17 protein-coding genes and 1 pseudogene are annotated in these 18,395 nt (G+C 61.5%); 4 read left to right on the top strand and 14 right to left on the bottom strand.

The features are described from left to right. Positions 1 to 183: 183 nt before the first annotated feature. Complete coding sequence (gene rho, locus J3B00_RS01440; RefSeq protein ID WP_119146917.1) at positions 184 to 1,443, bottom strand: transcription termination factor Rho; 1,260 nt, start codon at positions 1,441 to 1,443, stop codon at positions 184 to 186. 229 nt (positions 1,444 to 1,672) lie between these two features. After that, positions 1,673 to 2,002 carry a thioredoxin TrxA gene (trxA, locus tag J3B00_RS01445; RefSeq protein WP_209862561.1) on the bottom strand — a complete coding sequence of 110 codons (330 nt, stop codon included), beginning with the start codon at positions 2,000 to 2,002 and terminating at the stop codon, positions 1,673 to 1,675. A 243-nt stretch (positions 2,003 to 2,245) separates the two neighbouring features. Between trxA and ppx the strand changes: the two genes are divergently transcribed. Beyond that, positions 2,246 to 3,748 (top strand): exopolyphosphatase, encoded by a 1,503-nt coding sequence (gene ppx / locus J3B00_RS01450; RefSeq protein WP_209862564.1) that lies wholly within the window; start codon positions 2,246 to 2,248, stop codon positions 3,746 to 3,748. On the opposite strand, the gene ppk1 is transcribed toward ppx, so the two are convergent. Both ppk1 and hemB read right to left on the bottom strand, forming a co-directional pair. Then, complete coding sequence (ppk1, locus tag J3B00_RS01455) at positions 3,735 to 5,996, bottom strand: polyphosphate kinase 1 (RefSeq protein ID WP_245362466.1); 2,262 nt, start codon at positions 5,994 to 5,996, stop codon at positions 3,735 to 3,737. The two genes, ppx and ppk1, sit on opposite strands and share 14 nt — an antisense overlap. Before the next feature lie 19 nt (positions 5,997 to 6,015). Next, the gene (gene hemB / locus J3B00_RS01460; RefSeq protein ID WP_209862567.1) at positions 6,016 to 7,026 is read right to left on the bottom strand and encodes a porphobilinogen synthase; all 1,011 of its coding nucleotides are present in this window, start codon (positions 7,024 to 7,026) and stop codon (positions 6,016 to 6,018) included. A gap of 229 nt (positions 7,027 to 7,255) precedes the next feature. Between hemB and J3B00_RS01465 the strand changes: the two genes are divergently transcribed. After that, positions 7,256 to 7,900 carry a DedA family protein gene (locus tag J3B00_RS01465; protein WP_209862570.1) on the top strand — a complete coding sequence of 215 codons (645 nt, stop codon included), beginning with the start codon at positions 7,256 to 7,258 and terminating at the stop codon, positions 7,898 to 7,900. Between the two features lie 134 nt (positions 7,901 to 8,034). After that, the gene (gene elbB / locus J3B00_RS01470) at positions 8,035 to 8,703 is read left to right on the top strand and encodes an isoprenoid biosynthesis glyoxalase ElbB (protein WP_209862573.1); all 669 of its coding nucleotides are present in this window, start codon (positions 8,035 to 8,037) and stop codon (positions 8,701 to 8,703) included. Between the two features lie 32 nt (positions 8,704 to 8,735). Here elbB and J3B00_RS01475 read toward each other — a convergent pair whose 3' ends face one another. Next, positions 8,736 to 9,188 carry a YaiI/YqxD family protein gene (locus J3B00_RS01475; protein ID WP_209862576.1) on the bottom strand — a complete coding sequence of 151 codons (453 nt, stop codon included), beginning with the start codon at positions 9,186 to 9,188 and terminating at the stop codon, positions 8,736 to 8,738. Positions 9,189 to 9,679: 491 nt separating this feature from the next. Between J3B00_RS01475 and J3B00_RS01480 the strand changes: the two genes are divergently transcribed. Next, positions 9,680 to 10,570: an RHS repeat-associated core domain-containing protein gene (locus J3B00_RS01480; RefSeq protein ID WP_209862579.1), complete on the top strand. Its 891-nt coding sequence runs from the start codon at positions 9,680 to 9,682 to the stop codon at positions 10,568 to 10,570. 5 nt (positions 10,571 to 10,575) lie between these two features. Here the strand turns inward: J3B00_RS01480 and J3B00_RS26495 are convergent. From J3B00_RS26495 to J3B00_RS01520, 9 genes and pseudogenes are all read right to left on the bottom strand, one after another. Further along, a pseudogene (locus J3B00_RS26495) lies at positions 10,576 to 10,689 on the bottom strand (YaiI/YqxD family protein); the annotation flags it as partial. A 303-nt stretch (positions 10,690 to 10,992) separates the two neighbouring features. Then, positions 10,993 to 11,241: a DUF3077 domain-containing protein gene (locus J3B00_RS01485; protein ID WP_209862582.1), complete on the bottom strand. Its 249-nt coding sequence runs from the start codon at positions 11,239 to 11,241 to the stop codon at positions 10,993 to 10,995. 25 nt (positions 11,242 to 11,266) lie between these two features. Further along, positions 11,267 to 11,515, bottom strand: coding sequence for a hypothetical protein (locus J3B00_RS01490; RefSeq protein ID WP_209862585.1), 249 nt, complete (start codon positions 11,513 to 11,515; stop codon positions 11,267 to 11,269). Between the two features lie 345 nt (positions 11,516 to 11,860). After that, on the bottom strand, positions 11,861 to 12,844 hold the full coding sequence (locus tag J3B00_RS01495) for an RHS repeat-associated core domain-containing protein (RefSeq protein WP_209862589.1): 984 nt from the start codon (positions 12,842 to 12,844) through the stop codon (positions 11,861 to 11,863). 114 nt (positions 12,845 to 12,958) lie between these two features. Further along, a complete protein-coding gene (locus J3B00_RS01500; protein WP_209862592.1) occupies positions 12,959 to 14,377 on the bottom strand; it encodes an efflux transporter outer membrane subunit in 1,419 nt (472 codons plus the stop codon). Beyond that, positions 14,374 to 15,249 (bottom strand): HlyD family secretion protein, encoded by an 876-nt coding sequence (locus tag J3B00_RS01505; protein WP_209862595.1) that lies wholly within the window; start codon positions 15,247 to 15,249, stop codon positions 14,374 to 14,376. Before J3B00_RS01505 ends, J3B00_RS01500 begins: the two co-directional genes overlap by 4 nt. Continuing rightward, entirely contained in the window at positions 15,246 to 15,458 is a 213-nt protein-coding gene (locus J3B00_RS01510) for a DUF1656 domain-containing protein (protein ID WP_209862598.1), read from the bottom strand. The genes J3B00_RS01505 and J3B00_RS01510 overlap by 4 nt, the downstream gene beginning before the upstream one ends. Continuing rightward, positions 15,455 to 17,542, bottom strand: coding sequence for an FUSC family protein (locus J3B00_RS01515; RefSeq protein ID WP_209862601.1), 2,088 nt, complete (start codon positions 17,540 to 17,542; stop codon positions 15,455 to 15,457). Before J3B00_RS01515 ends, J3B00_RS01510 begins: the two co-directional genes overlap by 4 nt. Beyond that, positions 17,539 to 17,991: a MarR family transcriptional regulator gene (locus tag J3B00_RS01520; protein WP_209862604.1), complete on the bottom strand. Its 453-nt coding sequence runs from the start codon at positions 17,989 to 17,991 to the stop codon at positions 17,539 to 17,541. The genes J3B00_RS01515 and J3B00_RS01520 overlap by 4 nt, the downstream gene beginning before the upstream one ends. Between the last annotated feature and the right edge of the window lie 404 nt (positions 17,992 to 18,395).

Consider the following 18,395-nt stretch of genomic DNA (forward strand, 5'->3'; position numbering starts at 1 on the left):
GCAGCCATTCGCGGGACAGCGCTGACCCACGGAACGGCGCAGTACCTGTAGGAGCGGGCTTGACCCGCGAACACCGGCGAAGCCGGTGCCATCCTTCAACGCTGACAGCCCCCCACACCATTGCCGATCAACAGACAGCAAAAAACCGGGTTTCCCCGGCTTTCTGGCTTGAAGCGGCGAAGCTTACTTACGCTTCATCGACAAGAAGAACTCGTCGTTGGTCTTGGTCTGCTTGAGCTTGTCAGTCAAGAACTCGATGGCGGCGATCTCATCCATCGGGTGCAGCAGCTTGCGCAGGATCCACATGCGCTGCAGCTCGTCGTCCGCAGTCAGCAACTCTTCACGACGGGTACCCGACTTGTTGATGTTGATGGCCGGGAACACACGCTTCTCAGCGATGCGGCGGTCCAGGGGCAGTTCCATGTTGCCGGTACCCTTGAACTCTTCGTAGATCACTTCGTCCATCTTCGAGCCGGTTTCGACCAGCGCGGTGGCGATGATGGTCAGCGAACCGCCTTCTTCGATGTTACGCGCGGCGCCGAAGAAGCGTTTCGGCTTCTCCAGGGCGTGGGCATCGACACCACCGGTGAGGACCTTGCCGGAGCTCGGGATCACGGTGTTGTAGGCACGCGCCAGACGGGTGATCGAGTCGAGCAGGATGACCACATCCTTCTTGTGCTCGACCAGGCGCTTGGCCTTCTCGATGACCATCTCGGCAACCTGCACGTGGCGGGTCGGCGGCTCGTCGAAGGTCGAAGCGACCACTTCGCCGCGCACGGTGCGCTGCATCTCGGTGACTTCTTCCGGACGCTCGTCGATCAGCAGGACGATCAGGTGGCACTCGGGGTTGTTCCGGGTGATGTTGGCCGCGATGTTCTGCAGCATGATGGTCTTGCCCGCTTTTGGCGGGGCGACGATCAGGCCGCGCTGGCCTTTGCCGATCGGGGCGCAGAGATCGATGACACGGCCGGTCAAGTCTTCAGTGGAACCGTTGCCGGCTTCCATCTTCAGGCGCTTGTTGGGGAACAGCGGCGTCAGGTTCTCGAAGAGAATCTTGTTTTTCGCGTTCTCAGGACGGTCGAAGTTGATCGTGTCGACCTTGAGCAGCGCGAAGTAACGCTCTCCTTCTTTCGGCGGGCGGATCTTGCCAACGATGGTATCGCCGGTCCGCAGGTTGAAACGGCGGATCTGGCTAGGCGAGACGTAGATATCGTCTGGGCCGGCCAGATAGGACGCATCAGCCGAACGCAGGAAACCGAAACCATCCTGGAGAATCTCCAGCACGCCGTCACCTGAGATCTCTTCGCCGCTCTTCGCGTGTTTTTTCAACAGGGCGAAAATCACGTCCTGCTTGCGCGAACGGGCCATGTTTTCAATGCCCATCTGTTCGGCCATTTCTAGCAGATCAGTAATCGGCTTTTGCTTGAGTTCAGTCAGGTTCATAAGGGGAGTGACGTAATCATGTAAGAAGGGGGAATTAAGCTTCTGGCTTAATGAAGCCGCGCCGCAAGAAGGCGACAGGATCGCGTACTGATTCGAATTAGGGATGCGTCGGCGACGGCGTGCAGAGGGCACTGAAGAAGCAGTGCGAGGCCGAATGTAACACTTGCTTTTTTCCGCGTCTAGTGTGCGGAAAAAGAAAAGCCCCGGTTTTTCCGGGGCTTTTTGTACATCAGATGTTGGCGTCGAGGAACGCCGCCAGCTGCGACTTGGACAGTGCGCCGACCTTGGTGGCCTCGACGTTGCCGTTCTTGAACAGCATCAGCGTCGGGATGCCACGCACGCCGTGCTTGGCCGGGGTTTCCTGGTTGTCGTCGATGTTCAGCTTGGCGACGGTCAGTTTGCCCTCGTAGGTCGAAGCGATGTCGTCCAGGACTGGAGCGATCATCTTGCACGGGCCGCACCATTCAGCCCAGTAGTCGACCAGCACCGGGCCTTCAGCCTTCAGGACTTCGGCCTCGAAGGTGGCGTCGGTGACATGTTTGATCAGGTCGCTGCTCATGGATATCTCCAGGTGGTAAGCAAAAAAACGTGGCCCATCATAGCCGCACCGGCTGTCTACAGGAAGTCGCGGTCGATTGAGTGTAACTATAGTTGTGCAAGACACCACGCATCGAAACTGTCACACAAGTGTCATAGGATCCGTTGACCCCTTGCTTTGCATCAATCCTTGCTGTGCCGTGCGTTGGCGTATGCCCTCGATCGTGGCACGATTGCCGGGTAATCGACCGAGAATCTCGAAATCATGCCGCAGAACTCCGCGAAGAACCTGTCCCTGATCGCCGCCATCGACCTGGGCTCCAATAGTTTCCACATGGTCGTGGCCAAGGCCCACCACACGGAAATCCGTATTCTCGAGCGGCTTGGGGAAAAAGTTCAGCTGGCCGCCGGCATCGACGACGAGCGCCGCCTCAGCGAAGAAGCCATGCAGCGCGGGCTTGAATGCCTCAAGCGCTTCGCCCAACTGATCAACGGTATGCCCGACGGCGCCGTGCGTATCGTCGGCACCAACGCGCTGCGTGAAGCGCGCAACCGCAACGACTTCATCCAGCGCGCCGAGGCTATCCTCGGCCATCCGGTAGAGGTGATCTCTGGCCGTGAGGAAGCGCGCCTGATCTACCTGGGCGTCTCCCACACCCTGGCCGACACCCCCGGCAAGCGCCTGGTCGCCGATATCGGCGGCGGCAGCACCGAGTTCATCATTGGCCAACGTTTCGAGCCATTGCTGCGCGAGAGCCTGCAGATGGGCTGCGTCAGCTTTACCCAGCGCTATTTCCGCGACGGCAAGATCACCCCCGCGCGTTACGCCCAGGCCTACACCGCTGCGCGCCTGGAGCTGATGAGCATCGAGAATGCCCTGCACCGCCTGACCTGGGACGAGGCCATTGGCTCCTCGGGCACCATTCGCGCCATTGGCGCGGCGATCAAGTCCGCAGGGTTGGGCAATGGCGAGGTCAACGCCGAAGGCTTGGCCTGGGTCAAACGCAGGCTGTTCAAACTGGGCGAGACCGACAAGATCGACTTCGAAGGGGTCAAGCCAGACCGTCGCACCATCTTCCCGGCCGGTATGGCGATCCTCGAGGCGATCTTCGACGCCCTCGAACTGCAACGCATGGAGCACTGCGACGGCGCCCTGCGCGAAGGCGTGCTGTTCGACCTGCTCGGCCGTCATCACCATGAAGACGTGCGTGAGCGTACCCTCAACTCGCTGATGGAGCGCTATCACGTCGATCAGGGCCAGGCAGCCAGGGTCGAGCGCAAGGCGCTGCATGCGTTTGATCAGGTGGCCAAGGACTGGGGGCTGGAAGAGGGCAACTGGCGTGACCTGCTGAGCTGGGCGGCAAAGGTCCACGAAGTGGGGCTGGATATCGCCCATTACCACTACCACAAGCACGGCGCCTACCTGATCGAGCACTCCGACCTGTCCGGTTTCTCTCGTGAAGACCAGCAGATGCTCGCGCTGCTGGTACGCGGCCACCGTCGCAATATTCCCAAGGACAAGTTCGCCGAATTCGGCGACGAAAGCATTCAGCTGATCCGTCTGTGCGTGCTGCTGCGCTTTGCCATCCTGTTCCACCACATCCGCGGCACCCAGCAGATGCCCAAGGTGGTGCTGCAGGCCGGCGAGAACAGCCTGGAAGTGCTGTTCCCGAACGGTTGGCTGGAGCAGAACCAGCTGACCCAGGCCGACTTCGCCAACGAGGCGGAGTGGCTGGCCCGGGTCGGCTTCGTCCTCAGCGTACGTTGAGGACCGGGTTGCTCAGGCGCTCCAGCAGGGTCGCCTGGGCACTGCGCGGGTTCTGGTTGCCGGTCGGCGCGCTGCGGATGTAGCGCCCGTCGGACTGCAGGGTCCAGGCCTGGGTGTTGTCGGTCAGGTAGAGCTCCAGTTCCTTCTTCACTCGCAGCAAGAGTTTCTTGCCCTCGACCGGGAAGCACGTCTCCACCCGCTTGTCGAGGTTGCGCTCCATCCAGTCGGCACTCGACAGGTAGATCTGCTCTTCACCGCCATTGAGGAAGTAGAACACCCGCGTGTGCTCGAGGAAGCGGCCAATGATCGAGCGCACATGGATGTTGTGCGACACCCCCGGGATGCCCGGGCGCAGGCAGCACATGCCGCGCACCACCAGATCGATGCGCACGCCCGACTGGCTGGCCTTGTACAGCGCCTTGATGATCTTGGCGTCGGTCAGCGAGTTGAACTTGGCGATGATGTGCGCCGGCTTGCCCTCGAGGGCAAACTGGGTCTCGCGGGCAATCATATCGAGCATGCCCTTCTTCAGCGTGAACGGTGCGTGCAGGAGCTTTTTCATGCGCAACGTCTTGCCCATGCCGATCAGCTGGCTGAACAACTTGCCAACGTCCTCGCAGAGGGCGTCATCGGAAGTCAGCAGACTGTAGTCGGTGTACAGGCGGGCGTTGCCAGCATGGTAGTTACCGGTACCCAGGTGCGCGTAGCGAACGATCTCGCCGTGCTCGCGGCGCAGGATCAGCATCATCTTGGCGTGAGTCTTGAAGCCGACCACACCGTAGATCACCACGGCGCCCGCTGCCTGCAGGCGGCTGGCCATCTGCAGGTTGGACTCTTCGTCAAAGCGCGCCCGCAGCTCGATCACCGCGGTGACTTCCTTGCCGTTACGCGCCGCATCCACCAGTGCGTCGACGATCTCCGAGTTGGCGCCGCTGCGGTACAGGGTCTGGCGCACGGCCAGCACATGCGGGTCCTTGGCGGCCTGACGGAGCAGGTCGACCACCGGCGTGAACGACTCGAACGGGTGCATCAGGAGGATGTCCTGCTTGCTGACCACGCTGAAGATGTTCTCGGCGTTCTGCAGCAGCTTGGGAATCGCCGGAGTGAACGGCAGGTACTGCAACTCCGGGTGGCTATCCAGGCCGGTGATGCTGAACAACCGCGTCAGGTTGACCGGGCCATTGACCTGGTACAGCTCGCTCTCGCTCAGGCTGAACTGCTTGAGCAGGTAGTCGGACAGTTGTTTAGGACAGGTGTCGGCCACTTCCAGGCGCACGGCATCGCCGTAGCGACGTGAGAACAGCTCACCACGCAGGGCCCGGGCAAGGTCGTCGACCTCTTCCGAATCCAGCGCCAGGTCGGCGTTACGGGTCAGACGGAACTGATAGCAGCCCTTGACCTTCATGCCCTGGAACAGGTCGTCGGCGTGCGCGTGGATCATCGACGACAGGAACACGTAGTTGGCACCCGGGCCACCGACATCCTCAGGCACGCGAATCACCCGCGGCAACAGGCGCGGCGCGGGGATGATCGCCAGGCCCGAGTCACGGCCGAAGGCATCGACGCCTTCGAGCTCGACAATGAAGTTCAGGCTCTTGTTGACCAGCAACGGGAACGGGTGGGTCGGGTCGAGGCCGATCGGGGTGATGATCGGGGCGATCTCGTCACGGAAGAAGCGCCGCACCCAAGTCTTGATCTTCGGCGTCCAGTGACGACGACGGATGAAGCGAATGTGGTGTTTCTCCAGCTCCGGCAGCAGCACGTCGTTGAGGATCGCGTACTGACGGTCGACCTCGTAGTGCACCAGGTCGCTGATCCGCGCCAGCGCCTGGTGCGGCTGCAAGCCGTCGGCGCCGGCCAGTTCACGGGCAAAATTGATCTGCTTCTTCAGGCCCGCCACGCGGATCTCGAAGAACTCGTCGAGGTTGCTGGAGAAGATCAACAGGAACTTCAGGCGCTCCAGCAGCGGGTAGGACTCATCCAGCGCCTGCTCCAGCACGCGGATGTTGAACTGCAGCTGCGAGAGCTCGCGATGAATGTACAGGCTGCTGTCGTCCAGGCTTGGCACGTGGATCGCCGGGGCTGGCGCAGGTGCCGGCGTGACGACCTCGGCCTGCGCCTCGACGACGGCCTCAACCACCGGCTCGGCCACAGACGGCAGGTCCGGTGGCGTTTGCGTTTGCGTCAACTCCTGCGGCAGCGCCTGGGCATCCTTGATTTCGACAGGGGTAAGCACTTCGTTATTCATCTGACGTTCCTGGAAGGCGTTACTGCCCTCTCAACAATTGGGCGGCACGAACGGCGAAATAAGTGAGGATGCCATCGGCACCGGCTCGTTTGAAAGCGGTCAGCGATTCGAGGATCACCGCCTCGCTCAGCCAGCCATTCTGAATCGCGGCCATGTGCATGGCGTACTCACCGCTGACCTGATAGGCAAAGGTCGGTACCTTGAACTCGGCTTTGACCCGGTGAACGATGTCCAGGTACGGCATGCCCGGCTTGACCATGACCATGTCGGCACCTTCGGCGAGGTCGGTGGCCACTTCATGCAGGGCCTCGTCGCTGTTGGCCGGGTCCATCTGGTAGGAAGCCTTGTTGGCCTTGCCCAGGTTCAATGCCGAACCCACCGCGTCACGGAATGGGCCGTAGTAGGCGCTGGCATACTTGGCCGAGTAGGCCATGATACGCACATTGACGTGGCCGGCTGCTTCCAGGGCTTCACGAATCGCCCCGAGGCGGCCGTCCATCATGTCCGACGGTGCAACCACTTGAGCGCCGGCATCGGCATGCGACAGCGCCTGACGCACCAGAGCGTCGACAGTGATGTCGTTCTGCACGTAACCCTCTTCATCGAGGATACCGTCCTGGCCGTGGGTGGTGAACGGGTCGAGGGCGACGTCAGTGATCACGCCCAGCTCGGGGAACTGTGCACGCAGGGCGCGGGTGGCGCGCTGGGCGATACCCTCGGGGTTCCAGGCTTCGGCGCCGTCGAGGGTCTTCTTCTCGACCGGGGTCACCGGGAACAGCGCCAGCGCCGGGATGCCCAGCTCGACCCAACCCTGCGCGGCTTCCAGCAGCAAGTCGATGGACAGGCGCTCGACGCCGGGCATGGACGGCACTTCTTCACGACGATTTTCACCGTCGAGGACGAATACCGGCAGAATCAGGTCATCAACGGTCAAGGTGTTTTCACGAACCAGACGGCGGGAAAAGTCGTCCCGGCGGTTGCGACGCAGACGGGTGGCAGGAAACATACGGTTGGCGGGGGTAAAGCTCACGGCAGACTCCTGAGCCCGCGCAGGCGGGCAGCGCGACAGTTATAAGCGGCCATTATGACGCCTGTGTTACACCCAAGGGCAACCCTGCGACTTGTGGCCGCAGGCAATCTTCTTGTAGGAATTGCCCAGCCTCTGCGTCGGAATTGTTCATGTCGAGACACATTTGGACACTTTCCCCGGCGCCCGCGAAGGGGTAGGCTGCGCGTTCATTTCGCCAGCACCCCAGAAAATGCTTGGACAATTCCTACAGGATTTCGGCTACTTCGCCCTTTTTCTCGGCACTTTTTTTGAAGGTGAGACCATCCTGGTTCTCGCGGGATTTCTTGCGTTCCGCGGATACATGGACATCAACCTGGTCGTGCTGACCGCGTTCTTCGGTAGCTATGCCGGTGACCAGTTGTGGTACTTCATGGGCCGCCGCCATGGCCGCGCGATCCTTGCGCGCAAGCCACGCTGGCAGGCCATGGGTGACCGGGCGCTGGACCATATCCGCCGCCATCCGGACATCTGGGTGCTGAGTTTCCGCTTCGTCTACGGCCTGCGTACGGTGATGCCGGTGGCCATTGGCCTGTCGGGCTATCCACCCCGGCGCTACCTGCTGCTCAACGGTATCGGTGCGGCGATCTGGGCCATCGTCCTGGGCGCGGCGGCCTATCACTTCGGCGCGATCCTCGAAGGCCTGCTGGGCAACGTCAAGAAATACGAGCTATGGGTACTTGGCGCCCTGCTGGTGCTGGGCCTGCTGCTGTGGTTGCGCCGGCGCTTCCGCACCCTGCGTGCCGAGCGCAAGGCGGCTGCGGCTGAACAGGCTGCAGCGGCTGAACAAGCGGTTGCCGAAAAGCCTACCCCAGATGAAGGGCCTGACCGTCCCTGACCCGCTGCCCTGCGTAAGAATGAACACCCAGCTGTGTGCGCGATCCAACCCCCTGTGGGTTGTGAGCACACCGCGTCATGCCCACATCTGCCAAACTAGAGGACATCAAGCGCCTCGACACTGGAGTAATGAGCATGACAAAAAAAGTTGCGGTGATTCTTTCCGGCTGTGGCGTGTATGACGGCGCCGAAATCCATGAAAGCGTAATCACCCTGCTGCGCCTCGACCAGCGAGGCGCGCAGGTACAGTGCTTTGCGCCGAACATCGCGCAGATGCACGTGATCGATCACCTGACCGGCGAAACCATGCCTGAGTCGCGCAATGTGCTGGTGGAATCGGCGCGCATCGCCCGCGGTGAGGTCAAGGACATCCGCGAGGCCGACGCCAAGGACTTCGATGCGCTGATCGTGCCTGGTGGCTTTGGCGCCGCGAAGAACCTCTCCAACTTTGCTGTCGAAGGCGAAAAGTGCAGCGTGCAGCCAGACGTCCTGGCCCTGGCCGAAGCGTTTGCCGAAGCGGGCAAGCCGGTGGGCCTGATGTGCATTTCGCCCGCGCTGGCGGCGAAGATCTACGGGCCGGGCGTGGTCTGCACCATTGGTAATGACGCCGGCACCAGCGCAGCCGTGGTGAAGATGGGCGGTACTCATGAAGAGTGCGATGTGCATGACATCGTCGAAGACACCCAGCGCAAGTTGGTGACCACCCCGGCATACATGCTGGCCACCTCGATCAGCGAGGCGGCGGGCGGGATCTACAAGCTGGTGGACCGGGTGCTGGAGCTGACTCACGAAGGCGACGCCTGACGTGACGCCGCGGGCGCGCCGCGCGCGCCCTTCTAGCCTTTGGCCAAACGGGTCAGGATGCGGTCGAGGGAGTTGGCGAACTCCTGCTTCTCTTTCTCACCATAGGGCGCCTGGCCGCCACTGACCTGGCCCTGCTCGCGCAGCTCGGTGAACAGGTTACGTACCGCCAGCCGGTCGCCCATGTTGCGCTCGTCGAACTCACGGCCACGTGGGTCCAGCGCGGCGACGCCCTTCTTGACCAATCGGTCGGCCAGGGGGATATCGCTGCAGATCACCAGTTCGCCCGGTACGGCGTTCTCGACCAGGTAATCATCCGCCGCATCGGGACCGCTCGGTACCACGATCAGTCGCACACAGGCGAACGCCGGCTTGATCTGCGCCTGACCGGCGACCATCACCACCTCGATCTTGCGCTTGAGGGCGAATTTGACGATCAGGTCCTTGGCTTGCTTGGGGCAGGCGTCGGCATCGATCCATATACGCATGTTGCTTTTCTCACCGGTTCTGACACGTTCTGCATAGTGCCAGATATGACCTCTTTTCGGGCAACCCCGCTCCACCCTCCTGTTAGGCGACCCATGGAAGCTTCCTCAAAGCATGTAGGCTACTTCTGAAGCAGGTCTGACCTAAAGCGTGTGCTGAGCAGTTTCAGAAAGGTCATCACCCGCTCGCCCCCTAGGGGAGGCCCTCAAACAGAGATCAAAGACCGCTAGCACTGCGCGCCCCTGTAGGAGCAGACTTGCACCGCGAAAACGCCAGCTCCGGCAACGACGATGGACGGCACCGGCTTAGCCGTTGTTCGCGGGGTAAGCATGCTTACAGGATCGTACAAACTTTTGGATTTGCAACCAGACAATTGCGTCCACAGCTTACGCAAAATGAATGCAACCTTCGCCATGCCTAACATTTTTACCAGTTGCCTTAGGGGCGACGCTAAAGCATTTTAAAGAGCCTCACTTCACCAAGTGGTAAGAATATGAGCACTCTGCTGTTTAACCAAGGTATAAAACTCCATACAGAGATTACAAATAACCTAAAATGCTCATCATTCCGTACAAAAAACATGCCCCATGCCGAACTTCGAGTGAGTGAGCGTGACGCTGAGAGCGTACTCTTGGCAAGCAATGGCTTTGAATCGGTTTTACAAGCCAACAGCAGAGGTTTCTCACAATCAATACGGTATTCACCCTACGGTTATAGTCCAGCACATAACCGGACTGCTTCAATGCTTTCGTTCAATGGAGAGCGGTTCGACCAACACACAGGTTGCTATCCGTTAGGCAATGGCTATCGTTTATTTAGTCCTTCGCTGCAGCGCTTTCACTCTCCCGATGCCATGAGCCCATTTGCTGAGGGCGGAGTCAATCAATACGCCTATTGCAAGGGTGACCCAGTCAACTTTGTAGACCCCAGTGGAAAAATACCAACTCGAGCGCTAAAAAACATCTCACTTAATGGCATCCCCATTATTGCCCGTCGAGGCCCTTCTCCGATGAGCCGAGCAGCAATTCATCGTGCTCGCGCTCAACAAACCAGAACGCTCGCTAATCGCCCAGATAACCTCTCTGAGCACGAAACACTTATGCGAAGAAGTAGGCAAGAAGAGGTCATGGCACAGAGAATTGAATCCATAGCAGGTAAAGAGAACCTTGGCAGTCCTCTGGCTGCACAGCAAAATCAGCGCCCGAACATCCAACACCAAAATAACGCCACTACCCCTGCAACAGAGGCGCTCACGCCGAATAGGGAACGAGGGATTCGTCCAGCATCACTTTTGATTGCAGACATTCGCGATCCAAGGCAGACCTCGTTTAGCTCAGAGCATGCTCAAACGGAGCGCAGCCCAGTTACAGTTCGTATGCGCTAAACCTGCCGTTCGCGCAGCTCGGTGAACAGGTTACGTACCGCCAGCCGGTCGCCCATTTTGCGCTCGTCGAACTCAGGGTTTGAGCCCAGCGGGGCTGCTGCGCAGCCCTTTCGCGGCACAAGGCCGCGCTCATGGAACTAACGCTAACTCATTGATTTAGCAGAACTCTGCAGGGGCGGCGGCCCCGCGAAGAGGCCAGTCCAGCCAGCGTGGTGGATGGCACCGGCTTCGCCGGACAAGCCCGCTCCTACAGGGATGCGCCGCATTTATGATGGCTGTTCTATGCGCGATAGCGCAGCCTGAAGGGAGGGGCAATCTCCCGCAGAGCTAACGCTAGCTCTCTGATTTAGCAAGCCCCTGTAGGTTACGCAGTGCGGTGTCGCGAAAGGGCCGCAAAGCGGCCCCGGCTATTTCTGATGGAATTACCGCAGGCGGTTGATCCCCGACTCCATGTCGTTGATCAACGCTTTGGCCAGGCTGCTGAGTATACGGGCGGCGCTGCCGGCTTGACGATCACCTTCCATTTCGGCCTGGTCGGTCAAGTGACCTACGCAGCCCAGCAGTACCGACAATTCATCGAAGGCCTGGGTGATCGGTATGCCTGGGCGGACGCTGAACAGGTCGGTGTGTTCAACGCCGGCTGTGGTTAGGGGCTGGGTGTCATCGTTCATTGCATCTCTCCTTGATTCGCCTGGGTCACAACCTGGATAGCGCGTGCTCGATCAGCGTGCGGGCCATCTTGATGACGTGCGCGGCGCTGGCGAGGGCGTTCGGATCCGGCTCGTCGGCGTCCTGGCAACAGTGGGCTTCGAGGGTCTCGATGACGCCATTGAGGAACTCGCTGGCCAGCGCCAGGGAGTCGGGCGGGATCATGTGGCTGTGGACGGAGAAGTGGGGAGAGATGATGAGCTTGAGGCGGGGTGGATCGGGGACGATCTTTTTCATGGCGAAGCACCTATGGTATGCGGATAGGTAACTGCCTTCCTTTTCGTCTCACGGATTTGGGTGGCAGTCATACGCGGGGTGAGACCCGGGCCCATAGGCAAACCCGACCAGGCCGAAGCCTGCCCGCGTACGACCGCCATTAAGCGGATGCCTTGGAACCGGGGGTCTCACGCCCGATCGCCCTTTTCAGGCGACCTGAAGACGTTATCCCTGAGCCGCTTCCCCGACAATTAAGACACTTCCGCAAAACGTGTAGGATACTTCCGAAGCAGCATCACATTGAAGACCTAGACAATCAACTTCGGAAAGATCCTACCGATTATCAATTAACAGACCTAGCGGCAGTCAGGTATGGCCTCCTACCTGACGGATTTCGACACGTTTGTCTTGAGCAGTAAACGTCACACGCTCACTCAGACTGAGGCGGATCTGGTAAAGCGCCGTGTTCTTGTCCAACAGTTTGAAGTCGGCTTTTCCTGCCAGAAGTGCAGCATTTGCTGGCGACAGGCCGAAATGATGAATTGCATTCTGAAAGGTATCGAATTTTTGCTGCTCGATATCATTAAGCCCCGAAGACTTGAACTTTGCCCCGGTCTTCGAATATGTCCATCCCCCTCCACGAGGAACATCAATTGGGCTGGGCGAAAATACCGATGAACCGCTGCTGGAAGCAGACAAACTCGCTGCCGAGCTGCTTTTCGAAGCTTCGCTACTGGATATCGACCTGCCTTCCTTCGCGAGCAATGGAGCGGAAGAGCGCCTCTGGCCAAGCGCTGCTCCGGGGACAGTCAAATCCTTCGGGGGTGCTATACGATTGGGTTGAGAAAGCCGCCTCGCAGTAGCCACCCGCTTTGGCATGTGCCCATCAGGATCAATGTGATTGACAGGATCGCCCTTCACAAATGCATAGCTGTTGAGCCCGCCCTGGCCGAAAGGACTCCAACTGTCAGGGCTTTGAAAACGCATCAACACGCAGTTATACAGGCGATACCCAGCGCCCAGAAAATAATGCGAGGTATGGCTGTCTTTCATTACGCCATTAAACCCGATGCCCGCTTGCCCGACCTCCGGAATATGAAATCCGTAAGGGGTGTAAGCAATCTCTCTCCAGCCACGCCGTGAGCCGCTCGTGAGTACTGAACGCTTGTTATCTGTCGCCAGCCAGACCAGCGTGGACACTTCACCCTCCCGTCTGAGCTTTGCGATCAAGTGATGGTCAGCGCAGACAACGCTACGAGAGGCGTTATCCTCCACTTCACTGATCAGACGATCTCGCTGATAGAAAAACTGTTTTTTGGATGACTCATGCTGCTTGGTTTGATGGGTCATGCGTATTACTCCCATGGACGTTGGGCACAAAATCCATGAGTTCGCGTTTTACCGGTACTTGTACAACTGCTAGGAAACAAGCCGAAGGGGGCACAACTGCGCAGCGCAGCAAGCCTATCGATCAACAGCCTCCTTCCACCCGCCACCCAACGCCAGGAACACGCCAATCTGCCCCATCGCCACCTGGCTATTGGCCGCCGCCAACTGCCCACGCATTTCGGTATAGGTGCGGGTTGCCTGCAGATCCGCCAAGAACGATTCACGCCCGGCCTGGAAGTACCGGTGAGTCTGGTCTGCCGCTTCCTTGGCCGACTTCTCGGCCTCGGCCAGGGCATCGCGCCGATCCAGCAACGCGCTGTACTGGGCCAAGCGCGTCTGGGTCTCGCGAATGGCGTTGAGTACTACGCCATCGAAGTGCGCCAGCGCCGCCTGGGTCGACGCCTCGGCCTCGCGAATACGCGCACGGGTGGCGTTGGTGGGAATGGTCCAGCTCACCAGCGGGCCGAAGCCCCAGCGATTGGTTGACGGCTCGCCAAGGTTCTCGAGGATACCGATGGTGCCCACCTGGGCGCCGATGCTGATGTTCGGGTACAGCGCGCCGGTCGCCACGCCGATGGTGGCGGTGGCCGCGGCCAGCTGGCGCTCGGCCTGGCGCACGTCAGGGCGGCGTTTGAGCAGCGCGGCGCCGTCGCCGACCGGGACCAGTTGGGCCAGGTGCGGCAGCTCGGCGCAATCGGCAGTGCCGGCCGGCAGTTGCTCGACCGGCTTGGCCAACAGCGCGGCCAGGGTGTAGAGGCCGGCCTCGCGCTCGGCGTTGAAGCGCGGCAGCTCGGCCCGCAACGATTTGAACTGGGTCTGCGAGCGGGTGACCTGGGTTTCATCGCCACGGCCGGCATCGCGCAGGCGCTGGTTGAGCTGCACGCTCTGCTGCTGCAAGCCCAAAGACTCACGCGCAATGTGCAGCTCTTCGTTGGCCGAGCATACCTGGGTGTAGGCCTTGACCACGTCGGCCACCAGGGTGATGCGCGCGGTATCGGCTGCTGCCTGCACGGCGTCGGCATTGGCTTGAGCGGCCTCGGTACCGCGCTTGAAGGTACCCCACAGGTCGAACTGGTAGGAGGCACTGAGAATAGCTTCGCCGATGTTCGCCACCGGCACCTTCTCTGGCTGCAGGAAGGCTTCACCGGACTCCTGCAAGCGCTGCGCAGCAACCTTGGCGCCCCCGCTGAAACCGCCTTGGGCTTGGGCGACTTCAAGCTGCGCACGGGCCTTGGCGATGTTGGCAGCGGCCACACGCAGTTCGCTGTTGGCGCCCAGCGCCTCGCGGACCAGCTGATTGAGGCGCTGATCCTGATACAACTGCCACCAGTCTTCCGGCACTGGCGCCGAGACGACGCTGTCGGCGTCCTGGCGCAGCGGGCCTTTGAGGTCGCTGCGCTGCACCGCGGCGTCTTCGGGCACCTGGTAATCGGGGCCGACCATCTGGCAGGCACCCAGAGACAGGGCCAGGCCCAGCAGCATCAGGCGTTTCATGGGCGCTGGCCCTCGATGATCGAAACGGTCGCGGTGCGCCCGGCAATCATGCGGAAATCTTCCGGCACATCATCAAAGGCGATGCGCACCGGGATCCGCTGGGCCAAACGCACCCAGCTGAACGCCGGGTTGACGTTGGGCAGCAGGTTGGCGCCACTGCTGCGGTCGCGGTCTTCGATGCCGGCCGCCAGGCTTTCGACGTGGCCGCGCAGGCGGGTGTCGTCGCCCATCACGCGGATATCCACGGCATCGCCAATATGAATACCGCCGAGCTTGGTCTCTTCGAAATAGCCATCGACGTGGTACGAGGCACTGTCGACCACCGACAGCACGGCGCGACCGGCCGTGACGAACTCGTGGGCACGTGGAGCGCGGTCGTTGAGGTAGCCGTCGACCGGGCTACGGACCACCGAGCGGTCGAGGTTGAGCTGGGCGCTGTCGACCGCCACCTGGGCTTCGTTGACCGCCGAGCGGGCGCGGGCCTCGCGTGATTGGCTCTCTTCAAGCTGCTCGGCGGCTACCAGGTTGCCCAGCTGTTTGTTGCGGCGCGCTTCGCGGGTGGCCTGAGCGAGCGTCTCCTGACGCTCGCTGAGGGTCGCCTGGGCATGGCGCAGGGCCAGGCTGAAGCGGTCCTGGTCGATGGTGAACAACACGTCACCGCGCTTGATCACCTGGTTGTCACGCACCTCGACTTTCTGGATCAGCCCGGACACATCGGGGGCGATCTGGATCACGTCGGCGCGGATATGGCCGTCGCGAGTCCAGGGGGCAAACATGTAGTAGACGACCATCTGCCAGACCAGTACGGCCGCGAAGGTCACCACCAAGAGGGTCAGGACCACACGGCCCAAGGTCAACAAAGGTTTTTTCATGGCAGCATCAGGCTTCGGCAAAAGTGATCCACCGCACCAAGCAGCACGGCATACAGGGCAACGTTGAACAACGCCCGGTGCCAGACCAGGCGGTAGAAATGCAGGCGCACCAGCACAGCGTGCACGCCCAGAAACAACACGTAGGTGCAGACCATCATCACCAGCAGCGTGGGCAGGAACACCCCGCTGATATCCAGTTCTCCGATCACAGCGGGGCTCCGTCGATGCCTTGCGGCAGTTGCGCTTGTTCGCTCGGCTCGAGCATCACCTCCACCCCGGGCAGCAGCGCCAGGCGCAGGCCGCTCAGTGCATGCAGCAGGTGCACGCGGGCCTCGCCGCGATCGTGCAGGTCGTCCAGGGCCAGGCCCTGGCGAGCACGCTCCATGTTGCGCAGCAGCGCCGGTGGGGCGTGCAAGCGTTCACCGGCACGCAGGCACTGGGCATAGTGGGCGCCGACTTCTTTGATCACAGTGAGCAAGCGCTCGCGGGCCTGCTGGCCGACCCGTGGCAGGTACGCCTGCAGGTCGAGCAGGTTCAGCCCCACGCGCAGGTCGCGCAGGGCCACGCCGCTGTCCTGGCCGGTCTGCGACAGGCGTGGCAGGTGCTGCATGAGGCGGTCGAGCATCTGCACGCCGACCTGACGCTGCTCGGCAAGGGTCGCCGGCTGGGTCATCTCGACGATGTCGCGCCAAGCGAAGCGGGTCAGCCGCTTGGCCGCCAGCTCGACACCGAACGGGCGCACCAGCAAGGTCCAGATAAACGCGAACAGCAACCCGACAGGGCCAGCCAGGTTGGCGTTGAGGAAGGTGAAAAAGTCCGCGTCGTAGGCGCCCTGGATGCTGATGAAGGTGGCCGTGTTGACGATGGTCAGCAGGGTGCCGAGGTAGAAGCGCGGCTGAACGGTCAGGGTACCGACGCAAATGAACGGCACGGCGAAGGCCAGCACCAGCATGGGGAAGTCATGCAGGTTGGGCAGCACCAGGAACAGGTAGACGCTGGAGAAAATCACCGACAGCAGCGTCCAGAAGAAGAACCGGTAGATCTGCGGCGCCGGATCGTCCATTGCGGCGAAGAAGCTGCAGGCGACGGCGGCAAGGATCACCGCACTGGCGCCGTCGTGCCAGCCCAGGCCGATCCACAGGCCGCAGGCGACGATGATCGCGGTCACGGTGGAGAACACCGAGTACAGCATCAGGCCGCGGTCGAAGAATGGCGTCAGCCGGCCCAGCCGCCAGTGGCGGTAAGTCGCGCGCCATGGCGTGGCGTCGTCCTTGCGCAAGGCGTGCTGGAGGGTGCAGCAGTCCTGCCACAGGTCGAGCCATTCGGTAAGACGGTAGAGCGCATTGGACAACAGCAACTCTGCCCGCTGATCGAGCGCGGCAGCGCTGGGTTGCAGGCGTTCGAGCTTGTCACGCAGGGCGCTCCAGCGCGCCGCCGAAGCGTCTTCGGCGCTGGCCTGCAGCCATTCACGGGCCTCGACCAGCAGCGGCTGGATCTGGGCGAACTGGGCCGGGGCGCGGCCTTCGAGGGCGACCAGAGCGTCGTCCAGGGCATCGATCACGGGTAACAGGTGGATCATCCGCCCGCGCAGCTCGCGGGCGTTCTTCAAGGTATGCGGGCCGGCGCCTTCGTGGCCGAGTTGGCCGATCATCAGCTCCAGGCTGTTGAAGGTGGCAACCATCGACGCGCGCATGGCGCCGACCTTGTCGACCGCCACGTCACGAGCCAGGTAGGTGTCGCTGTAGCGGATCGCTTCGGTGAACCAGTTGCCGGTCGAGCCGACCACCACCGGGGCCAGCCGGCGGGGCCAGAAGATTGCGCCCACTACCGCCGCGCAGACGATACCCAAGCAGATCTCCTGGGCCCGCGACGAGGCCACATCGAATACCGCCAGGGGGTTGTCGACGACCGCCAGAGCGATCATCGGCAAGGTGTAACCGGCCAACATCAGCACATAGTTGTTGGCAGTACGCAGGTTGAGCGAGAGAAATAGCAAGGTGCCGGTCCACAGCGCGATCGCGATCGACAAGAGCAACGGCGACTGCACCAGGGGCGGGATGAGGAAGATCGCACCAGCGGCGCCGAGCAGGGTACCCAGCGCGCGGTACAGCGCCTTGGAGCTGGTCGGGCCGACGAAGGGGCTGGAGACGATGTACACCGTGGCCATTGCCCAGTAAGGACGTGGCAGTTGCATGAGCAGGGCGATGTACAGGGCGATCATCGAGGCGGCGAAGGTACGCACGCCGTAGAACCAGTCGCGGGCGGGCGGCATTGAACTGAAAAAGCCGTTCATGCGAGCCCGCCGGGGGTAACCTGGCCAGCGTCTTCGAAGGCGCGGATGACCCGCAGGGTGGCCTCAAGGTCAGCTTCGCTGATGCCGTTGAGGACTTCGCGGCGCAGGCGCACCAGTTCGCCTTCGATCGACTCGGCGAGCAGGCGGCCGTCGGTGGTCAGGCTCAGGGCCTTGGCACGGCGGTCGAGTGGGTCTTCGCTGCGACAGACCAGGCCGGCCTTGCACAGCTGGTCGAGCAGGCGCACCAGCGAGGGGCTTTCGAGGCCGGCAGCATTGGCTACCGCCACCTGATGCACGCCATCGCCGAGGCGCACGATCATCAGCAGGGGCACGGCGCAGGCTTCGGAGATACCGTAGCCAGTCAGGGCGGTGTGGCAGATCCGCCGCCAGTGGCGGGCGGCGACGACCATGCCGCTGCTGATTTTCAGGTGCAGTGCATCAAGCGTCATGTGAGGAACCGAGGATATTCATAGTTTGCTAACTATCAATATACGCCCTGCCCTCCCCCTGTCGTCAACCTTGCGCGATGAACTGCCTGGATGAAATCTTGTTCATGAGACCGTGATCAAACCCAACCTCCGCGCCTGGCGAGGGCTTCGCCCTCGATCGCGACACAAGGCCGCTCCCACAAACACAGCGCCAGTCTTGCGGTATGCGCGGCCTCTGTGGAAGCGGCGGTGCGGCGATCCGACTTGACCCGCGAAACCGGCGAAGCCTGTGCCATATACCACGGTGGCTGGACCGGCCTCTTCGCGGGACAAGCCCGCTCCTACAGGGTATGCGCCGCATTTACGGGCATTGTTCTCTGCGCGACAGCGCAGCCCAAGGGCTGGGCGATCTCCCACAAACACAG

The sequence above is a fragment of the Pseudomonas sp. BP8 genome, assembly GCF_017875955.1.
Taxonomy (GTDB): Bacteria; Pseudomonadota; Gammaproteobacteria; order Pseudomonadales; family Pseudomonadaceae; genus Aquipseudomonas.

What these genes read in the sequence shown, in the direction of transcription:
- trxA (WP_209862561.1), bottom strand. Translation starts at nt 2,002, where the DNA reads ATGAGCAGCGACCTGATCAAACATGTCACCGACGCCACCTTCGAGGCC.
- elbB (WP_209862573.1), top strand. Translation starts at nt 8,035, where the DNA reads ATGACAAAAAAAGTTGCGGTGATTCTTTCCGGCTGTGGCGTGTATGAC.
- J3B00_RS01505 (WP_209862595.1), bottom strand. Translation starts at nt 15,249, where the DNA reads ATGAAAAAACCTTTGTTGACCTTGGGCCGTGTGGTCCTGACCCTCTTG.
- J3B00_RS01485 (WP_209862582.1), bottom strand. Translation starts at nt 11,241, where the DNA reads ATGAACGATGACACCCAGCCCCTAACCACAGCCGGCGTTGAACACACC.
- J3B00_RS01480 (WP_209862579.1), top strand. Translation starts at nt 9,680, where the DNA reads ATGAGCACTCTGCTGTTTAACCAAGGTATAAAACTCCATACAGAGATT.
- J3B00_RS01495 (WP_209862589.1), bottom strand. Translation starts at nt 12,844, where the DNA reads ATGACCCATCAAACCAAGCAGCATGAGTCATCCAAAAAACAGTTTTTC.
- J3B00_RS01515 (WP_209862601.1), bottom strand. Translation starts at nt 17,542, where the DNA reads ATGAACGGCTTTTTCAGTTCAATGCCGCCCGCCCGCGACTGGTTCTAC.
- J3B00_RS01520 (WP_209862604.1), bottom strand. Translation starts at nt 17,991, where the DNA reads ATGACGCTTGATGCACTGCACCTGAAAATCAGCAGCGGCATGGTCGTC.
- J3B00_RS01465 (WP_209862570.1), top strand. Translation starts at nt 7,256, where the DNA reads ATGCTTGGACAATTCCTACAGGATTTCGGCTACTTCGCCCTTTTTCTC.
- rho (WP_119146917.1), bottom strand. Translation starts at nt 1,443, where the DNA reads ATGAACCTGACTGAACTCAAGCAAAAGCCGATTACTGATCTGCTAGAA.
- J3B00_RS01490 (WP_209862585.1), bottom strand. Translation starts at nt 11,515, where the DNA reads ATGAAAAAGATCGTCCCCGATCCACCCCGCCTCAAGCTCATCATCTCT.
- ppk1 (WP_245362466.1), bottom strand. Translation starts at nt 5,996, where the DNA reads ATGAATAACGAAGTGCTTACCCCTGTCGAAATCAAGGATGCCCAGGCG.
- J3B00_RS01500 (WP_209862592.1), bottom strand. Translation starts at nt 14,377, where the DNA reads ATGAAACGCCTGATGCTGCTGGGCCTGGCCCTGTCTCTGGGTGCCTGC.
- ppx (WP_209862564.1), top strand. Translation starts at nt 2,246, where the DNA reads ATGCCGCAGAACTCCGCGAAGAACCTGTCCCTGATCGCCGCCATCGAC.
- J3B00_RS01475 (WP_209862576.1), bottom strand. Translation starts at nt 9,188, where the DNA reads ATGCGTATATGGATCGATGCCGACGCCTGCCCCAAGCAAGCCAAGGAC.